12 protein-coding genes, 1 tRNA gene and 1 riboswitch are annotated in these 13124 nt (G+C 67.6%); of the genes, 6 read left to right on the top strand and 7 right to left on the bottom strand.

Annotation, left to right across the window (positions count from 1 at the left end):
* Positions 1-67 precede the first annotated feature (67 nt).
* Together ACLBV5_RS07260 and ACLBV5_RS07255 are read left to right on the top strand one after the other, a co-directional pair.
* On the top strand, positions 68-991 hold the full coding sequence (locus ACLBV5_RS07260) for a sulfite exporter TauE/SafE family protein (RefSeq protein ID WP_025978061.1): 924 nt from the start codon (positions 68-70) through the stop codon (positions 989-991).
* Positions 991-1806: a TIGR02186 family protein gene (locus ACLBV5_RS07255; RefSeq protein WP_447605263.1), complete on the top strand. Its 816-nt coding sequence runs from the start codon at positions 991-993 to the stop codon at positions 1804-1806. The genes ACLBV5_RS07260 and ACLBV5_RS07255 overlap by 1 nt, the downstream gene beginning before the upstream one ends.
* Before the next feature lie 242 nt (positions 1807-2048).
* Here the strand turns inward: ACLBV5_RS07255 and ACLBV5_RS07250 are convergent, their stop codons facing one another.
* The 3 genes from ACLBV5_RS07250 to ACLBV5_RS07240 all read right to left on the bottom strand — a co-directional run bounded on the left by ACLBV5_RS07250 (position 2049) and on the right by ACLBV5_RS07240 (position 6934).
* Entirely contained in the window at positions 2049-4241 is a 2193-nt protein-coding gene (locus ACLBV5_RS07250; RefSeq protein ID WP_447605262.1) for a 3-hydroxyacyl-CoA dehydrogenase NAD-binding domain-containing protein, read from the bottom strand.
* 17 nt (positions 4242-4258) lie between these two features.
* Positions 4259-5464, bottom strand: coding sequence for an acetyl-CoA C-acetyltransferase (locus tag ACLBV5_RS07245; protein WP_447605260.1), 1206 nt, complete (start codon positions 5462-5464; stop codon positions 4259-4261).
* Between the two features lie 237 nt (positions 5465-5701).
* Positions 5702-6934, bottom strand: coding sequence for a PQQ-dependent sugar dehydrogenase (locus ACLBV5_RS07240; RefSeq protein ID WP_447605259.1), 1233 nt, complete (start codon positions 6932-6934; stop codon positions 5702-5704).
* Between the two features lie 194 nt (positions 6935-7128).
* Between ACLBV5_RS07240 and ACLBV5_RS07235 the strand changes: the two genes are divergently transcribed.
* Positions 7129-7205 (top strand) — tRNA-Met (locus ACLBV5_RS07235).
* 238 nt (positions 7206-7443) lie between these two features.
* On the opposite strand, the gene ACLBV5_RS07230 is transcribed toward ACLBV5_RS07235, so the two are convergent.
* The 3 genes from ACLBV5_RS07230 to ACLBV5_RS07220 form a co-directional block, all read right to left on the bottom strand.
* A complete protein-coding gene (locus tag ACLBV5_RS07230) occupies positions 7444-7653 on the bottom strand; it encodes a cold-shock protein (RefSeq protein ID WP_025978066.1) in 210 nt (69 codons plus the stop codon).
* 613 nt (positions 7654-8266) lie between these two features.
* Positions 8267-8491, bottom strand: coding sequence for a hypothetical protein (locus tag ACLBV5_RS07225; RefSeq protein ID WP_278069960.1), 225 nt, complete (start codon positions 8489-8491; stop codon positions 8267-8269).
* A gap of 92 nt (positions 8492-8583) precedes the next feature.
* Positions 8584-9174 carry a manganese efflux pump MntP gene (locus ACLBV5_RS07220; protein WP_303705074.1) on the bottom strand — a complete coding sequence of 197 codons (591 nt, stop codon included), beginning with the start codon at positions 9172-9174 and terminating at the stop codon, positions 8584-8586.
* Positions 9175-9183: 9 nt separating this feature from the next.
* A riboswitch (yybP-ykoY riboswitch) is annotated at positions 9184-9365 on the bottom strand.
* Between the two features lie 104 nt (positions 9366-9469).
* On the opposite strand from ACLBV5_RS07220, the gene rlmN reads away from it, so the two are divergent.
* The 3 genes from rlmN (at position 9470) to ACLBV5_RS07205 (ending at position 12044) form a co-directional block, all read left to right on the top strand.
* Entirely contained in the window at positions 9470-10633 is a 1164-nt protein-coding gene (gene rlmN / locus ACLBV5_RS07215) for a 23S rRNA (adenine(2503)-C(2))-methyltransferase RlmN (RefSeq protein ID WP_025978069.1), read from the top strand.
* A 132-nt stretch (positions 10634-10765) separates the two neighbouring features.
* The gene (locus tag ACLBV5_RS07210; protein ID WP_029972642.1) at positions 10766-11209 is read left to right on the top strand and encodes a DUF350 domain-containing protein; all 444 of its coding nucleotides are present in this window, start codon (positions 10766-10768) and stop codon (positions 11207-11209) included.
* A gap of 10 nt (positions 11210-11219) precedes the next feature.
* Positions 11220-12044 (top strand): S1 family peptidase, encoded by an 825-nt coding sequence (locus ACLBV5_RS07205; protein ID WP_253121951.1) that lies wholly within the window; start codon positions 11220-11222, stop codon positions 12042-12044.
* Between the two features lie 7 nt (positions 12045-12051).
* Here ACLBV5_RS07205 and ACLBV5_RS07200 read toward each other — a convergent pair whose 3' ends face one another.
* Positions 12052-13086 carry a tetratricopeptide repeat protein gene (locus ACLBV5_RS07200; RefSeq protein WP_447605258.1) on the bottom strand — a complete coding sequence of 345 codons (1035 nt, stop codon included), beginning with the start codon at positions 13084-13086 and terminating at the stop codon, positions 12052-12054.
* Positions 13087-13124: the final 38 nt, after the last annotated feature.

Genomic DNA, 13124 nt, shown 5'->3' with positions numbered 1-13124 from the left:
CTAAGACCGAAGATCTAGTCGCCTTTCCGGCGCCGATTGCCTGTCCTTCCAGCCGAAGGCGCGTGCCGTGGATATTTACCTGCCGATCGCCGAAGTCTCGGTGAACTGGCCGCTCCTGGTCATGCTGGGGGCGCTGGTCGGATTCGTGTCCGGCCTGTTCGGCATTGGCGGCGGCTTCCTGATGGCGCCGGTGCTGGTGTTTCTGGGCATTCCGCCGACGGTGGCGGTGGCCAGCCAGGCCAGCCACGTCGTCGCGTCCTCGACCTCGGGCGTGATCCGTTATTCCGGCATGGGCGCGGTCGACTACCGTATCGGCGGCATCATGGCCGTGGGCGGCGCCTTGGGCGCGCTCGTGGGCGTCGAACTGTTCCGCTACCTGCGGCTGCTCGGTCAGGCCGATCTGGTGGTGTCGCTGTCCTATCTGCTGTTCCTCGGCTCTATCGGCGGCATGATGCTGTACGAGAGCCTGACGCAGATCCTGCACCGCGTCCGGGGCGAGACGCCGCCGCGCAAGGAGCGTCGTCGCCCGATGTGGCTGTACGGCCTGCCGTTCAGGATGCGTTTCCCGCGCTCGGGCCTGTACATCAGCGCCATTCCGCCGTTCGGCCTGGGCGTGTTCGCGGGCGTCCTGTCGGCCATCATGGGGGTGGGGGGCGGCTTCATCCTGGTGCCGGCCATGCTCTATGTGCTGCGCATGAGGGCCAGCGTGGTGGTCGGCACCAGCCTGTTCCAGATCATCATCACCACAGCCATCACCACTGTGCTTCAGGCCGGGCGCAACCAGACGGTGGACATCGTCCTGTCGACCATCCTGCTGCTGGGCGGGGTGGTGGGGGCCCAATACGGCGCCAAGCTGTCGGGCCGGTTCCGCGCCGAAGAGATGCGGGCGGCCCTGGGCCTGATCGTCCTTCTGGTAGGCATCCAGATGGGGCTGGAGTTGTTCGTGCGGCCCAGCGACCTGTTCCTGCTGGCGCCGGGGGTGGCGGACTGATGTTCCAGGTCCTGCCGCCCGAGCCGCCGCCGCAGGCTGCGCCGGAGATCATCATCGAACGCTCGGCCGCCACCACCGAGGAGGTGCGCGTCGCCGCCGCCCTGACCGACGCGCGGGTGGATGTGGACTCAGGCTTCAAGGGCGCGTCGATCGTTCTTTATGGGGCCGTGTTCAACCCCAGCGCCACCCCGGCCGACGTGGTGGTGGTGGTGCGCGGGCCCGACGCCCCGGTCCGCCTGGTCAAGAAGACGCGCAACATGGGGGTCTGGCTGAACACCCGCCCGGTGCTGTTCGAGGGCGCGCCCGGCTTCTACATGACCGCCTCGACGCGGCCCCTCAGCGACATCGCCGACTTCGGCCAGTTGCGGCGGCTGGGGGTGGGCGTCGATCACCTGCGCATCGACGCGCCCGAGGAGGCCCGCACGGTCACCCGCTACGGCGTGCGCGACGTGGTCATCAGTCGCCTGGGCGAGGATTATCTGGACTGGCGCCGCGCCGTGATCCGGCTGAAGGAGGCGGCGGCCCTTTATGACACCGATCCCAAGGGGGTGCAGTTCGTCGACCGGGGCCTGTTCCGCGCCGAGGTCAAACTGCCCGCCGTGGCGCCGACCGGGAAATACTACGCCGAGGTCTGGTTGTTTCAGGAGGGGGCGGCGGTGTCGGTGTCCAACCTGACCCTGACCGTCGAGAAGGTGGGGCTGGAGCGCGACATCTATGAGTTCGCCCATCGAAGGCCGTGGAGCTACGGCGTGCTGTGCGTGTTGCTGGCGGCGCTGACGGGCTATGCGGCGTCGCGGGTGTTCCGGAGTCGGTAAACTCCTTCCGCTCATCGCGGCGTCCGCCGGGATCCAGTCCTTTGGCTGCATCCGTGCGCGTGGAAATCTTAGCCTTCTTCAAAGGCGGAGCGCGTGGCTCTCACTGGATCCCGGCGTCCGCCGGGATGAGCGGGAAATAGGGCAAGGCGCTCAAGCAGCGAGCGACCGCGTCGCGAGCGTAGTGCAAAAAGAAAAGGCGGCCCGCGAAGGCCGCCCTTTCCGGTTCACTCTGTGTATGAGCCTCAGGCCGCCTTCGTCTGCGGCGCGAAGCGGCCGTAGAAGGTTTCGTCCTTGGCGGCCATGTCGCGCAGAAGCTGCGGGACCTTGAAGCGGTCGCCGTATTTGGCGGCCAGGTCGTCGGCCTTTGCCACGAAGGCCTTCAGGCCGGTCTGGTCCATGAAGGTGATGGGGCCGCCGGTCCAGGGCGCGAAGCCCCAGCCCAGGATGGCGCCCAGGTCGCCTTCGCGCGGGTCGTCGATGACGCCTTCTTCCCAGCAGCGGGCCACTTCGACCGCCTGGCGATACAGCAGGCGGGTCTTCAGCTCGTCGATGGCGGCCAGCGCCTCAGGGCTTTCGCCGAGTTCGGCGCCCTTGGTGGTCGGGGCCAGGTCGTAGAGGCCCGGCCAGATGACCTTGGGCTTGCTGTCGTAGTCGTAGAAGCCCTTGCCGTTCTTGCGGCCGAAACGGCCCTGCTCGACCATGATGGCGACGATCTGCTCGCCCTCGTTGGGGACGTACTTGTCGCCCAGGTCCTCTCGGGTCTGCTTGGCGATCTTGTAGGAGAGGTCCAGGGCGACGTCGTCGTGCATCTCCAGCGGGCCGCGCGGCATGCCGGTCATGCGGCCGACGTTGTCGATCAGCACGGGCGAATAGCCCTCTTCCAGCATGGCCATGCCTTCCATCAGGAAGGTCGAGAAGCAGCGCGAGGTGTAGAAGCCTCTGGAGTCGTTGACGACGATCGGCGTCTTCTTGATCTTCAGGACATAGTCCAGCGCCTTGGCCAGGGCCGCGTCGCCGGTCTTTTCGCCCATGATGATCTCGACCAGCATCATCTTGTCGACGGGCGAGAAGAAGTGGATGCCGATGAAGTCCTCGGGCCGCACGGAGGCCTCGGCCAGGCCCGAGATCGGCAGGGTCGAGGTGTTGGAGCCGAACACGGCGCCCTCGGCCAGCTGGGCCTCGGCGCGCTTGGTGACGTCGGCCTTGATCTCGCGGTTCTCGAACACGGCCTCGATGACCAGGTCCGAGCCCTTGATCAGGTCATAGTCCGTCGTCGCCGTGACCAGGGCCAGGGTGGCGTCGAACTTCTCCTGGGTCATTTGACCGCGCGACAGACGCTTCTTCAGCAACTCCTCGACGTGGGCCTTGCCCTTGTCGGCGGCTTCCTGCGTCTGGTCGATCAGCACGGTCTCGATGCCGGCCATGACCTGCACATAGGCGATGCCGGCGCCCATCATGCCCGCGCCCAGGACGCTGACTTTCTTGGGGTCGGACTTGGGCACGCCCGCCGGACGCACGGCGCCCTTGTCCAGTTCCTGCTTAGACAGGAACAGGCTGCGGATCATGGCCTGGGCCTGGGGCGTCATCAGGGTCTTGATGAAGTAGCGCGTCTCGATGCGCAGGCCCGCTTCGATCGGCACCTGCACGCCTTCATAGACGGCCTTCATCATGTTCAGCACGGCCGGGTAGTTGCCGTAGGACTGCTTGCGCAGGATGGCGTTGCCCATGATGAAGACCTGGGCGCCTGCCGGGTGGTAGGGGCCGCCGCCGGGGATCTTGAACTTGGGATCGTCCCAGGGCTGGACGGCCTTGCCGCCGGCCTTGATCCAGGCCTTGGCGGCCTCGACCGACTGGCCCTTTTCGACGACCTCATGGACGACGCCGGCGCCCTTGGCGTCGTTCGGACGCCAGGACTTGCCCTCGGCCATCTGCATCAGGGCGTTCTGAACGCCGATCAGACGCGTCAGACGCTGGGTGCCGCCGCCGCCGGGGAAGAGGCCGACCTTGATCTCGGGCAGGCCCAGCTGAATCTTCGGGTCGTTCTCGACGACGCGATAGTGGCAGGCCAGGGTGAACTCCAGCCCGCCGCCCAGCGCCAGGCCGTTGATGGCCGCCGCCACCGGCTTGCCCGAGGTCTCCAGCGCGCGGAAGGCGCCGTTCAGCGCCCAGCCGGTGTCGAACGCCTTCTGCAGGTCGCCGCCGCCGGCCAGCATGCCCGAGGCCATGTCGCCCAAGTCCGCCCCGGCGCAGAAGCCGGTCGGCTTGCCCGAGGTGATGACCACGCCCTTGATGGCGTCGTCGGTCTTGATCTTTTCGACAAGAGCCGGGATCTCGGCAATGACGGCGCTGGTCAGGGTGTTCATCGAACGGCCCGGCACGTCGAAGGTGACGAGCGCGATGCCGTCGGCGTCGATGTCGATCTTGAAGTTTTCCATGGTCATAAGCTCCCGGATCAGACGCGTTCGATGACGGTGGCGGTGCCCATGCCGCCGCCGATGCACAGGGTGGCCAGGGCCGTCGACTTGTCCGAGCGCTCCAGCTCGTCCAGCACCGTGCCCAGGATCATGGCGCCGGTGGCGCCCAGGGGGTGGCCCATGGCGATGGCGCCGCCGCAGACGTTGATCTTGTCGTGCGGGATGTCGAGCGCCTGCATGTAGCGCAGCACAACGGCGGCGAAGGCCTCATTCAGTTCATACAGGTCGATGTCGCCCGGCTGCATGCCCAGCTTGGCCAGCAGCTTGCGGGTCACCGGCTCGGGGCCGGTCAGCATGATCGACGGCTCCGAGCCGATCGAGGCGCCGCCCAGGATTTTCGCGCGCGGCTTCAGGCCCAGCGCCTCGCCCATCTCCTTGGTGCCGATCAGCACGCCCGCGGCGCCGTCGACGATGCCGGACGAGTTGCCGGGGGTGTGGACGTGGTTGACGCTGGCGACCTCGGGATAGCGCTGGCCGATCACGGCGTCGAAGCCCATGCCGCCCATCATGACGAAGGAGGGGCTCAGCCCGCCCAGGATCTGCATGTCCGTGTTCGGACGAATGGTCTCGTCGTGATCCAGCTGGGTCAGGCCGAGCTGGTTCTTGACCGCGATCACCGACTTGTCGAAGCGGCGCTCGGCCCAGGACCGGGCGGCGCGCTTGTGGCTTTCAACCGAATAGGCGTCGACGTCGTCGCGGCTGAAGCCGTATTTGGTGGCGATCATGTCGGCCGAGACGCCCTGGGGCACGAAATAGGTCGGGAAGGCCGACGACGGGTCGGTCGGCCAGGCCCCGCCGTCGGAGCCCATCGGCACGCGGCTCATGGCTTCCACGCCGCCGCCGACGGCCATGCCCGCCTCGCCCGACTTCACCTTGGCGGCGGCCACGTTCACGGCCTCAAGGCCTGAGGCGCAGAAGCGGTTGATCTGAAAGCCCGCCGTCGCCTGGTCCCAGCCGGCGGCCAGAACCGCGGTGCGGGCGATGTCGGCGCCCTGTTCGCCCACCGGCGAGACGCAGCCCAGGATCACGTCGTCGACCTTGGCGGTGTCCAGGCCGTTGCGGTCGCGCAGCGCCTCCAGCACCTGGCTGGCCAGGCTCAGCGCGGTGATCTCGTGCAGGCTGCCGTCCTTCTTGCCCTTGCCGCGCGGGGTGCGCACGGCGTCGTAGATATAGGCGTCGGCCATGGAGCGTCTCTCTTTGTTGGGTCCCTAGCGCTCGCCGCGCGGCGGCGAGCGCTAGGGACGGGTTAGGCGTCTTGGGGCCTGCGCGACGGACGGAAAAATCCGATCATCGCGTGTGGCGTGGAAACTCGATCCGTTAGAAAGCCGACGTTTACGTCAACGTCAAGTAACAAGGCGCGTGAGGTCGCCGGATGTGAAAAGGGCGGGCCGTCGTGCGCGGCCCGCCCTGTCTTCTCAGCCTCAGCGGCGCGCCAGCCGCACCAGCTTGCCGTTCTCTTCGTCTGTCACGACCCAGACAGCGCCGTCGGGCCCGACCGCCACGTCGCGGATGCGTTCGCCCAGACCGGTCAGCAGGCGCTCCTCGCCGACCACCCGCCCGTCGCGCAGCACCAGGCGGACCAGATGCTTGCCGCCGAGGCCGCCGATCAGGGCGTTGCCTTTCCAGTCGGGGAACATGGCGCCGTCGTAGAAGACCATGCCGCCTGGCGCGATCACCGGGTCCCAGTAGTAGACGGGCTGGACGGTGCCCTCCTTCGTGGTCGTCGCGCCAGGGATGGCGTCGCCGCTATACTCGATGCCGTAGGCCGCGCCGGGCCAGCCGAAATTGGCGCCGGCCTTCTCCAGGTTCAGCTCGTCGCCGCCGCGCGTGCCGTGCTCGATGCTCCAGACCGCGCCGGTCTCCGGCTGGACGGCGATGCCCTGCGGGTTGCGATGGCCGTAGGACCAGATCTCGGGCAGGGCGTCGTCGCGGCCGACGAAGGGGTTGTCGGACGGGACCGAGCCGTCGGCGTTGATGCGGATGACCTTGCCGTGGTGCGAGGCCAGGCTCTGGGCCGTCGGCCGCATCGGCTTGTCCGAGCGCTCGCCGATGGTGATGTACAGCTTGCCGTCCGGGCCGAAGACCAGGGAGGAGCCGAAGTGTTTGTCCCCGTCATAGGTGTCCTTGACCTGGAAGACGACCTGCACGTTCTCGACGCGGCTTAGGTCGTCTGACAGGCGGCCGCGCGCCACGGCCGTGCCGTTGCCGCCGTTCCGCGGCTGGGCGTAGGACCAGTAGATCATCCGGTCCTGAGCGAAGGTCGGGCTCAGGATGACGTCCAGCAGACCCCCCTGGCCGCGCGCCGCCACGGCGGGCAGGCCGCTGATCGGGGCGCCGATCTGGCCCTGGGCGCTGACGACGCGCATGCGGCCGGGCCGTTCGGTCACCAGCCCCTGGCCGTCCGGCAGCAGGGCCAGACCCCAGGGGTGCTCCAGCCCCTCGGCGACGACCGCGTGCTGCATGGCTACCGTGGTGCTGACTGACGGGGCGCGGGTCTGGCCTTCGTGCGCGGGCTTCTGATCCGGGTTGTTGGGCGGGCGCGTCTCGACCGGGGCGCCGGTCGCGGCGGACGTCTGCGGCTCATCCTGCCCATTGGCCCCGCAGGCGGCGAGAGCGAGGACAGCGGCGGAAGCGGCGAAGAGGGCGGGGCGCATGGCGGCTCCTGAACAGCGTGGCTTTGGATAGCGAAGATGCAGGCTTGCAGCGCATTACGCGAGCCGAAAGACGCCGCGACCGATGGTCCTGCACGAAATCCGCACTGAACCGGCTTGAACCGAACGGAAGGCGGCGATATACGCACCCCTCTCGCGCCCGGGGTCGTTTCGATCCGGCGAGAGGCTCCGTATGGGGTTGGGTAGCTCAGATGGTTAGAGCGGTGGATTCATAACCCACAGGTCGGCGGTTCGATCCCGCCTCCAACCACCACGGACTTTCTTGACATCAAGGACTTAGGCGGGCGCTCCAAGCCAGGGCGCAGGACCGCCATTAGGGCATTCGGGGATCGGCGAGCGACTTTTTCGCAGAGGCCGCCCCGGCTCTTGCGGCGCGACGCCGCACCTTCAAGGTCCGTCGTACCTGATCGAGCGCCGCGGTCTGCAGAATTGACAAGGCCCGCCTCCATAGGGGGGCGGGCCTCGATGCGCCGGTGAACCGGTGCGTTCGCTTATGCGGCCTGGAGTTGGCCCGCCGAAGCCTTGCCGGAGCGCTGGTCGTGCTCCAGCTCATACGACAGCGCTTGGCCTTCGTTCAGCCCAGTGAGGCCGGCCCGCTCAACGGCGGAAATGTGAACAAAGACGTCGCCGCCGCCAGCGTCAGGCGCGATGAAACCGAAACCCTTGGTGGGGTTGAACCACTTAACAATACCAGTAGCCATTTCCATGACCTCCGAAAAAGGTTGCCCAGAGGAAAGGTCCTGAGGGCTGTCGGGTCTAAGGAAACGAAAAATCTCGATGCGTCGCAAAGAAATAGGGCGTTACGCAGAGATATCGACATCCGCAGGGTGAACGAGCGCGCCATCATATGCAAGCATAAGGATTGATTATTTTATCATCCGTTCGAATACCCTTTTATTTCCGTGATTTCGGAAACTTCTTATCTTGAGCCCCTTGCGGTTTCGGTGAGCGTCTCCCACTTGGATAACGAGCTTCGGCTCATTAGGCCCGTCTGAGTCCCAATGCGGCAGACGGGTTTTCTTATGCCCGTCAGCCAGGCCTGGGCGGAAGTCCAGGCGGCGGCGGGCGCTCAGCCTGTGTCTGCGATCTTGCGATGGAAGCGGCGCGCGATAATCGCGGCACGCGCGTGGGATTGCTCTAGGCTGCGTGAAGGCCGTCGAACGGCGCGGCATGCGCAGGGGCGGGGCCGGCCCCGTCACCCCTCCAAGCGCTCTTTTTTGCTTTTCGCCGCGTCCGACAGCGGGCGTCTCGCTTCCGGATATCGGCTTGCGGCTGGTTCGACGTGGGCGGCGCGCGGGCTTTGAGGTTTGCGCCTCAGTCCTGCCGAAGCCGCGATGCGCCGGTCATCTTGCACAGATAGTCGGTCTGGGGGCGGCCCGTCTGCATGCCGCTTGGGGTCAGGATGCCGCCGCGCGCCACGCATTCGGCGTCGAGCTTGGTCATTTCTTCCTGATAGGTCGGCAAGCCTCGGCCGGTGGCGCACCCGGCCAGGGCTAGAGGGGCCGCGAGGACGGCGATGAGCAATAGCGGCGGACGCATGGAGGTCTCCTTGGATGCAGCCTTAGGGCGTCAGGGCCGAGGGTTCCGCAAACGCCTGCGGGGGGCAAGCGCAAAGCCGGTTCGTGACGGCTTTAACCAGCCAGAAGGCCGAGATGTTCCAGAAGAATCTTGCTGCCTAGAGCGATCAGGGCCAGGCCGCCGAGCAGTTCGGCGACCTTGCCCAGGCGCGTTCCCGCCGCCTTGCCGATCAACAGGCCGAGGCTCGCCATGACGAAGGTGGTGAAGCCGATGCACAAGGCGATCAGCCAGATATTGGCTTCCAGCAGAGCCAGGCCCACGCCTACGGCGCCCGCGTCGATCGAGGTGCCCACAGCGGTCGCGATCAGGGCCAGCAAACCGCGCGACGCCGCCTTGCCGACGGGAACGGTGGCCTCGGCCGCATCCTCGTCGCGCTTCAGCGCCTCCCAGATCATCCGGGCGCCGACCGCGCCCAGCAGGCCGAAGGCGATCCAGTGGTCGACCGCCTCGACGAAGCCTGCGGCCGCCACGCCCAGGGCGAAGCCGATCAGGGGCGTGATCGCCTCGACCACGCCGAACACCAGGCCGGAGCGCAGGGCTTGGGGCAAGGTTGGGCGATGCTGGGCGCCTCGGCCGATGGCGGCGGCGAAGGCGTCGGCGGACATGCTGAGGGACAGCACCGCAACGGCGAACGGGGACATCATGATCAAGACGGGAACTCGGCCGGGCGTACGACAGCACGCTCCACGCGCGGGCCGGCCCCACGTGTGCAGCATGCTGGTCTCGCTAGGCGGAAACAAAATCCGCTGATCGCGCCATGCCCTTAAGGCAAGTATGTTGACGCGATCCCGACTGGGATATGCCGGAAGCTACTCCCCAACGGCCGCCCCTCTAGCGCCTCGTTCGGCGTCTATCAAGCCGGCCATGGCCAAAGGCGACAAGACGCCCCATCTGTGCTAGACGCCGCCGCCTCAACTCTTCGCCGCAGGACATCCGCCCTTGAGCATCACGCTCGATCTTTCGCGCGCCAGCGCTTCAGCCACGACGCCCGTCAACCTCAGCGGTTTGACGCGCGACGAACTGCGCCAGGCTCTGATCGACGCCGGGATTTGCCCGCCGGAGAAGGCCCGGATGCGCGCTTCGCAAGTGTGGCGCTGGATCCACCACTACGGCGTGACCGACTTCGCCCTGATGAGCGATGTGGCCAAGGACACCCGCGCGGCGCTGGCCGAGGCCTTCACGCTGGCCCGCCCCGAGATCGTCGAGCGCCAGGTGTCCAAGGACGGCACGCGCAAATGGCTGATCCGCATGGCGCCGGGCATCGAGGTCGAGACCGTCTACATCCCGGACGTGGGCCGGGCCGGCGCTCTGTGCGTCTCGTCACAGGTCGGCTGCACCCTGAACTGCACCTTCTGCCACACCGGCACGCAGAAGCTGGTCCGCAACCTGACCACGGCCGAGATCGTGGCCCAGGTCCAGGTGGCGCGCGACGACCTGGACGAGTGGCCCTCGCCCAAGGAAGACCGCCGCCTGTCGAACATCGTCTTCATGGGCATGGGCGAGCCGCTCTACAATCTGGACCACGTGGCCAACGCCATCGACATCATCTCCGACAACGAGGGCATCGCCCTGTCGCGGCGGCGGATCACGGTGTCGACCTCGGGCGTCGTGCCGCAACTGAACGCCCTGGGCGAGCGCACGGCGGCCATGCTGGCCATCAGCCTGCACGCCACCAACGATCCCTTGCGCGACCAGCTGGTGCCGCTGAACAAGAAGTATCCGCTGGATCAGCTGATGGCCGCCATCCGCGCCTATCCCGGCCTGTCCAACGCGCGCCGGGTGACGTTCGAATACGTGATGCTGAAGGGCGTCAACGACAGCCCCGCCGAGGCGCGCGCCCTGATCAAGCTGATCGAGGGCATCCCGTCCAAGGTGAACCTGATCCCGTTCAACCCCTGGCCCGGCACCGACTATCAGTGCTCGGACTGGAAGACGATCGAGACCTTCGCCGCCATCCTGAACAAGGCCGGCTACGCTTCGCCCATCCGCACGCCGCGCGGGCGCGACATCCTGGCCGCCTGCGGCCAGCTGAAGTCCGAGAGCGAGAAGCTGCGGGCCTCGGCGCGTCTGAAGGCGGAGCGCGAGGCGGTCGACGCCGCCTGAGGCCGCCGACCGTCCGGTTGGACGCTTTGTCCGCCGACTGTGGCGCGGGCGCCCTAGCGGAAGGCTCAAGCTTTCGGGCAAGAATGTTTTGGTTTCGTTCCCCTTCAGATCGGGAGGCTAGGGTTCGTCGTCATGGAGACCTCGTCGTTGCCGGGCGTGCTGTCGACGCCTGAACTCCAGGCTTTTGCGACGGGCTTTCCGATCCTGATGCTGCATCTGGCCGTGACCTTCGGCCTCTTGGCCGCGGGGGCTGCGGTCTACGCCCTGCTGACGCCGTGGCGCGAGATCGCCCTGATCCGGCAAGGCAACCCAGCGGCCGCCGTGGCCTTCGCCGGGGTGCTGGTCGGGCTGGCCATTCCGCTGGCTGTGTCCCTGTCGGTGTCGACCTCGATCCGCGACATCGCCATCTGGGGCGTGGCGACGGTGGTGCTGCAACTGCTGGCCTTCCGCGTCGTCGACTTCCTGCTGCACGGCCTGCCGCAACGGATCGAGAAGGGCGAGGTGTCCGCCGCCGTGGTCCTGGCCGGGGCCAAGCTGTCGACCGCCCTGATCCTGGCTGCCGCCCTGACGGGCTGAGGGGACGGCATTGCGCTTTCCCCACCTTCCGGACTGGACCATCTACGCCGCCGTCATCGGGGTGATCCTGATCGCTTCGCTGAGCCGGGGCGAGCGCGCGGACGCCCCTCACGATCAGCATGAGGATGAGGCGTTCGGCCCCCTTCTGGGGCCGATCACTCCCTTCGACCCTTCCGTCACCGTGGATACGTCCGACGAGCATGAGCCCGTGTCGGGCACGGCCTTCTCCATCGCCGGGGACGGTCGCTGGATCACCGCCCGCCATGTGGTCGAGGGCTGCCGCAAGCCCGCTTTGGTGATCGACAAGACCCGGGCTCTGGCGGCTGACGTGCGGCTGGCGGCGCGGGCGGACGTGGCCCTGTTGCTGACCGACGGCGGGCCGCCCGCCCTGCCGATCGCGCCCGAGGCGCCGCTCTACAAGGGCCAGCGCGCCTTCCACCCCGGCTTCCCGCAGGGCCGGCCGGGCGAGGTCGCCTCGCGCCTGATCGGTCGCGAAACGCTCAAAATCCGTGGCCACCGCTCCTATGACGAGCCGGTGCTGGCCTGGGCCGAGGCCGGGCGCACGCGGGGACTAAAGGGCACGCTGTCGGGCCTGTCGGGCGCGCCGGTGCTGGACCGACGCGGCCGGGTGCTGGGCGTGACCATCGCCGAGTCGCCCCGTCGCGGCCGCATCTACACCACGGCGCCCGACACCTTCGTGCCTGCGGTCGGCGCCCAGCAACGCGCCGACGAGGCGGCTCTGGGCCAGGCGGTGACGACCCAGAACTACGGCGCCGTCTCCGACCGCCTGCGCCAGGACTTGCGCGTCGCCCAGGTGGTGTGTCTGACGACGTGAATGGAGCCTAGCGCGGCGCGCCGTGATCCTTGACCCATTTCGCCTTGGCGGTGTCGATGTCGGCGCGGGGAAGTTGAGACAGGGGCTTGGCGAACTGCCTCAGAAGGATCGCGGCATTGGCGTCGCCGCCTTCTGCGGCTAGCTCGACATAGGCCGCGCCCTTGACCGGGTCGCTGGCGCCGCCCTCGCCGACCAGTATCATCATGCCCAAACCACGCAGGGCGTGGGCCGAGCCGTTTTCGGCCGCGCGCGCATACCAGAGGCGGGCCTCGGCGGGGTCGGGCGCCACGCCCTGTCCCACGGCCAGCATGACCGCCAATGAAATCATGCCGCTTTCGAAATTCTGTTCCGCCGCCTGACGAACGTAACGGTAGGCCGTCGCGAGCTCGGAAGGCGCCCCGCCGTCCAGCAGCAGCATGCCGAGATTCCACTGGGCGCGCGGATCGCCGCTGTCCGCAGCAAGGCTCAGGTGTGTGCGAGCGGCGGCGACGTCGACCGGCACGCCCCAGCCGTCCTGATAGGCGCGTCCCAGCAGGAACTGCGCGTCGACATTGCCGGGGTCCGCCCTGACGGCCGTCTGTATCAGCCGGGTTCCCTTTTTCAGATCCTGTTGGACTCCCGCGCCGAAGAGATAGGCCCGCCCCAGCGGATAGGCGGCGGCCGGCCGATACTTCGCGTCCAGACCTTCGAGCCAGCCGATGGCTTGCGCATCGTCGGCAGGATCATCGTTCATCAATCGTCGCAGGCCGATGTTCAGGCGGGCGTTCTGCGACCCGTCCCGCAGAGCCTGCGCCCAGAGGCGTTCTGACCGTTCGGAGTCGCCTCCGGTAAGTTCCAGCGCGGAAGCCAGGGAAGCCGCCGCCTCAGGATCGCCGGCGGCGACCAGAGGCTCCAGTGCGGCCACGGCTGCAGAGGGATCGGTCCGGAGCAACTCCAGGGCGTCGCTCAGAGGGTCCAGCGCCGACGAGTGCGCCTGTACGGGCGAACAGGTCAGCCAGATCGTGCCGACCGCCAGCAGGGCGACGTATCCGGTCTTCAGCATAATGAGGTTCTCCGATTTCCAGCTAGGCCGGAAATCGG

It is taken from the genome of Brevundimonas sp. M1A4_2e (assembly GCF_053345555.1).
The sequence above is the reverse complement of the archived record's forward strand: the minus strand, read 5'-3'. Positions and strand labels throughout refer to the sequence as shown.

Coding starts and splice junctions, on each gene's coding strand:
- ACLBV5_RS07255 (WP_447605263.1), top strand. CDS start 991: ATGTTCCAGGTCCTGCCGCCCGAGCCGCCGCCGCAGGCTGCGCCGGAG.
- ACLBV5_RS07250 (WP_447605262.1), bottom strand. CDS start 4,241: ATGGAAAACTTCAAGATCGACATCGACGCCGACGGCATCGCGCTCGTC.
- ACLBV5_RS07245 (WP_447605260.1), bottom strand. CDS start 5,464: ATGGCCGACGCCTATATCTACGACGCCGTGCGCACCCCGCGCGGCAAG.
- ACLBV5_RS07240 (WP_447605259.1), bottom strand. CDS start 6,934: ATGCGCCCCGCCCTCTTCGCCGCTTCCGCCGCTGTCCTCGCTCTCGCC.
- ACLBV5_RS07230 (WP_025978066.1), bottom strand. CDS start 7,653: ATGGCTACTGGTATTGTTAAGTGGTTCAACCCCACCAAGGGTTTCGGT.
- ACLBV5_RS07225 (WP_278069960.1), bottom strand. CDS start 8,491: ATGCGTCCGCCGCTATTGCTCATCGCCGTCCTCGCGGCCCCTCTAGCC.
- ACLBV5_RS07220 (WP_303705074.1), bottom strand. CDS start 9,174: ATGATGTCCCCGTTCGCCGTTGCGGTGCTGTCCCTCAGCATGTCCGCC.
- ACLBV5_RS07210 (WP_029972642.1), top strand. CDS start 10,766: ATGGAGACCTCGTCGTTGCCGGGCGTGCTGTCGACGCCTGAACTCCAG.
- ACLBV5_RS07200 (WP_447605258.1), bottom strand. CDS start 13,086: ATGCTGAAGACCGGATACGTCGCCCTGCTGGCGGTCGGCACGATCTGG.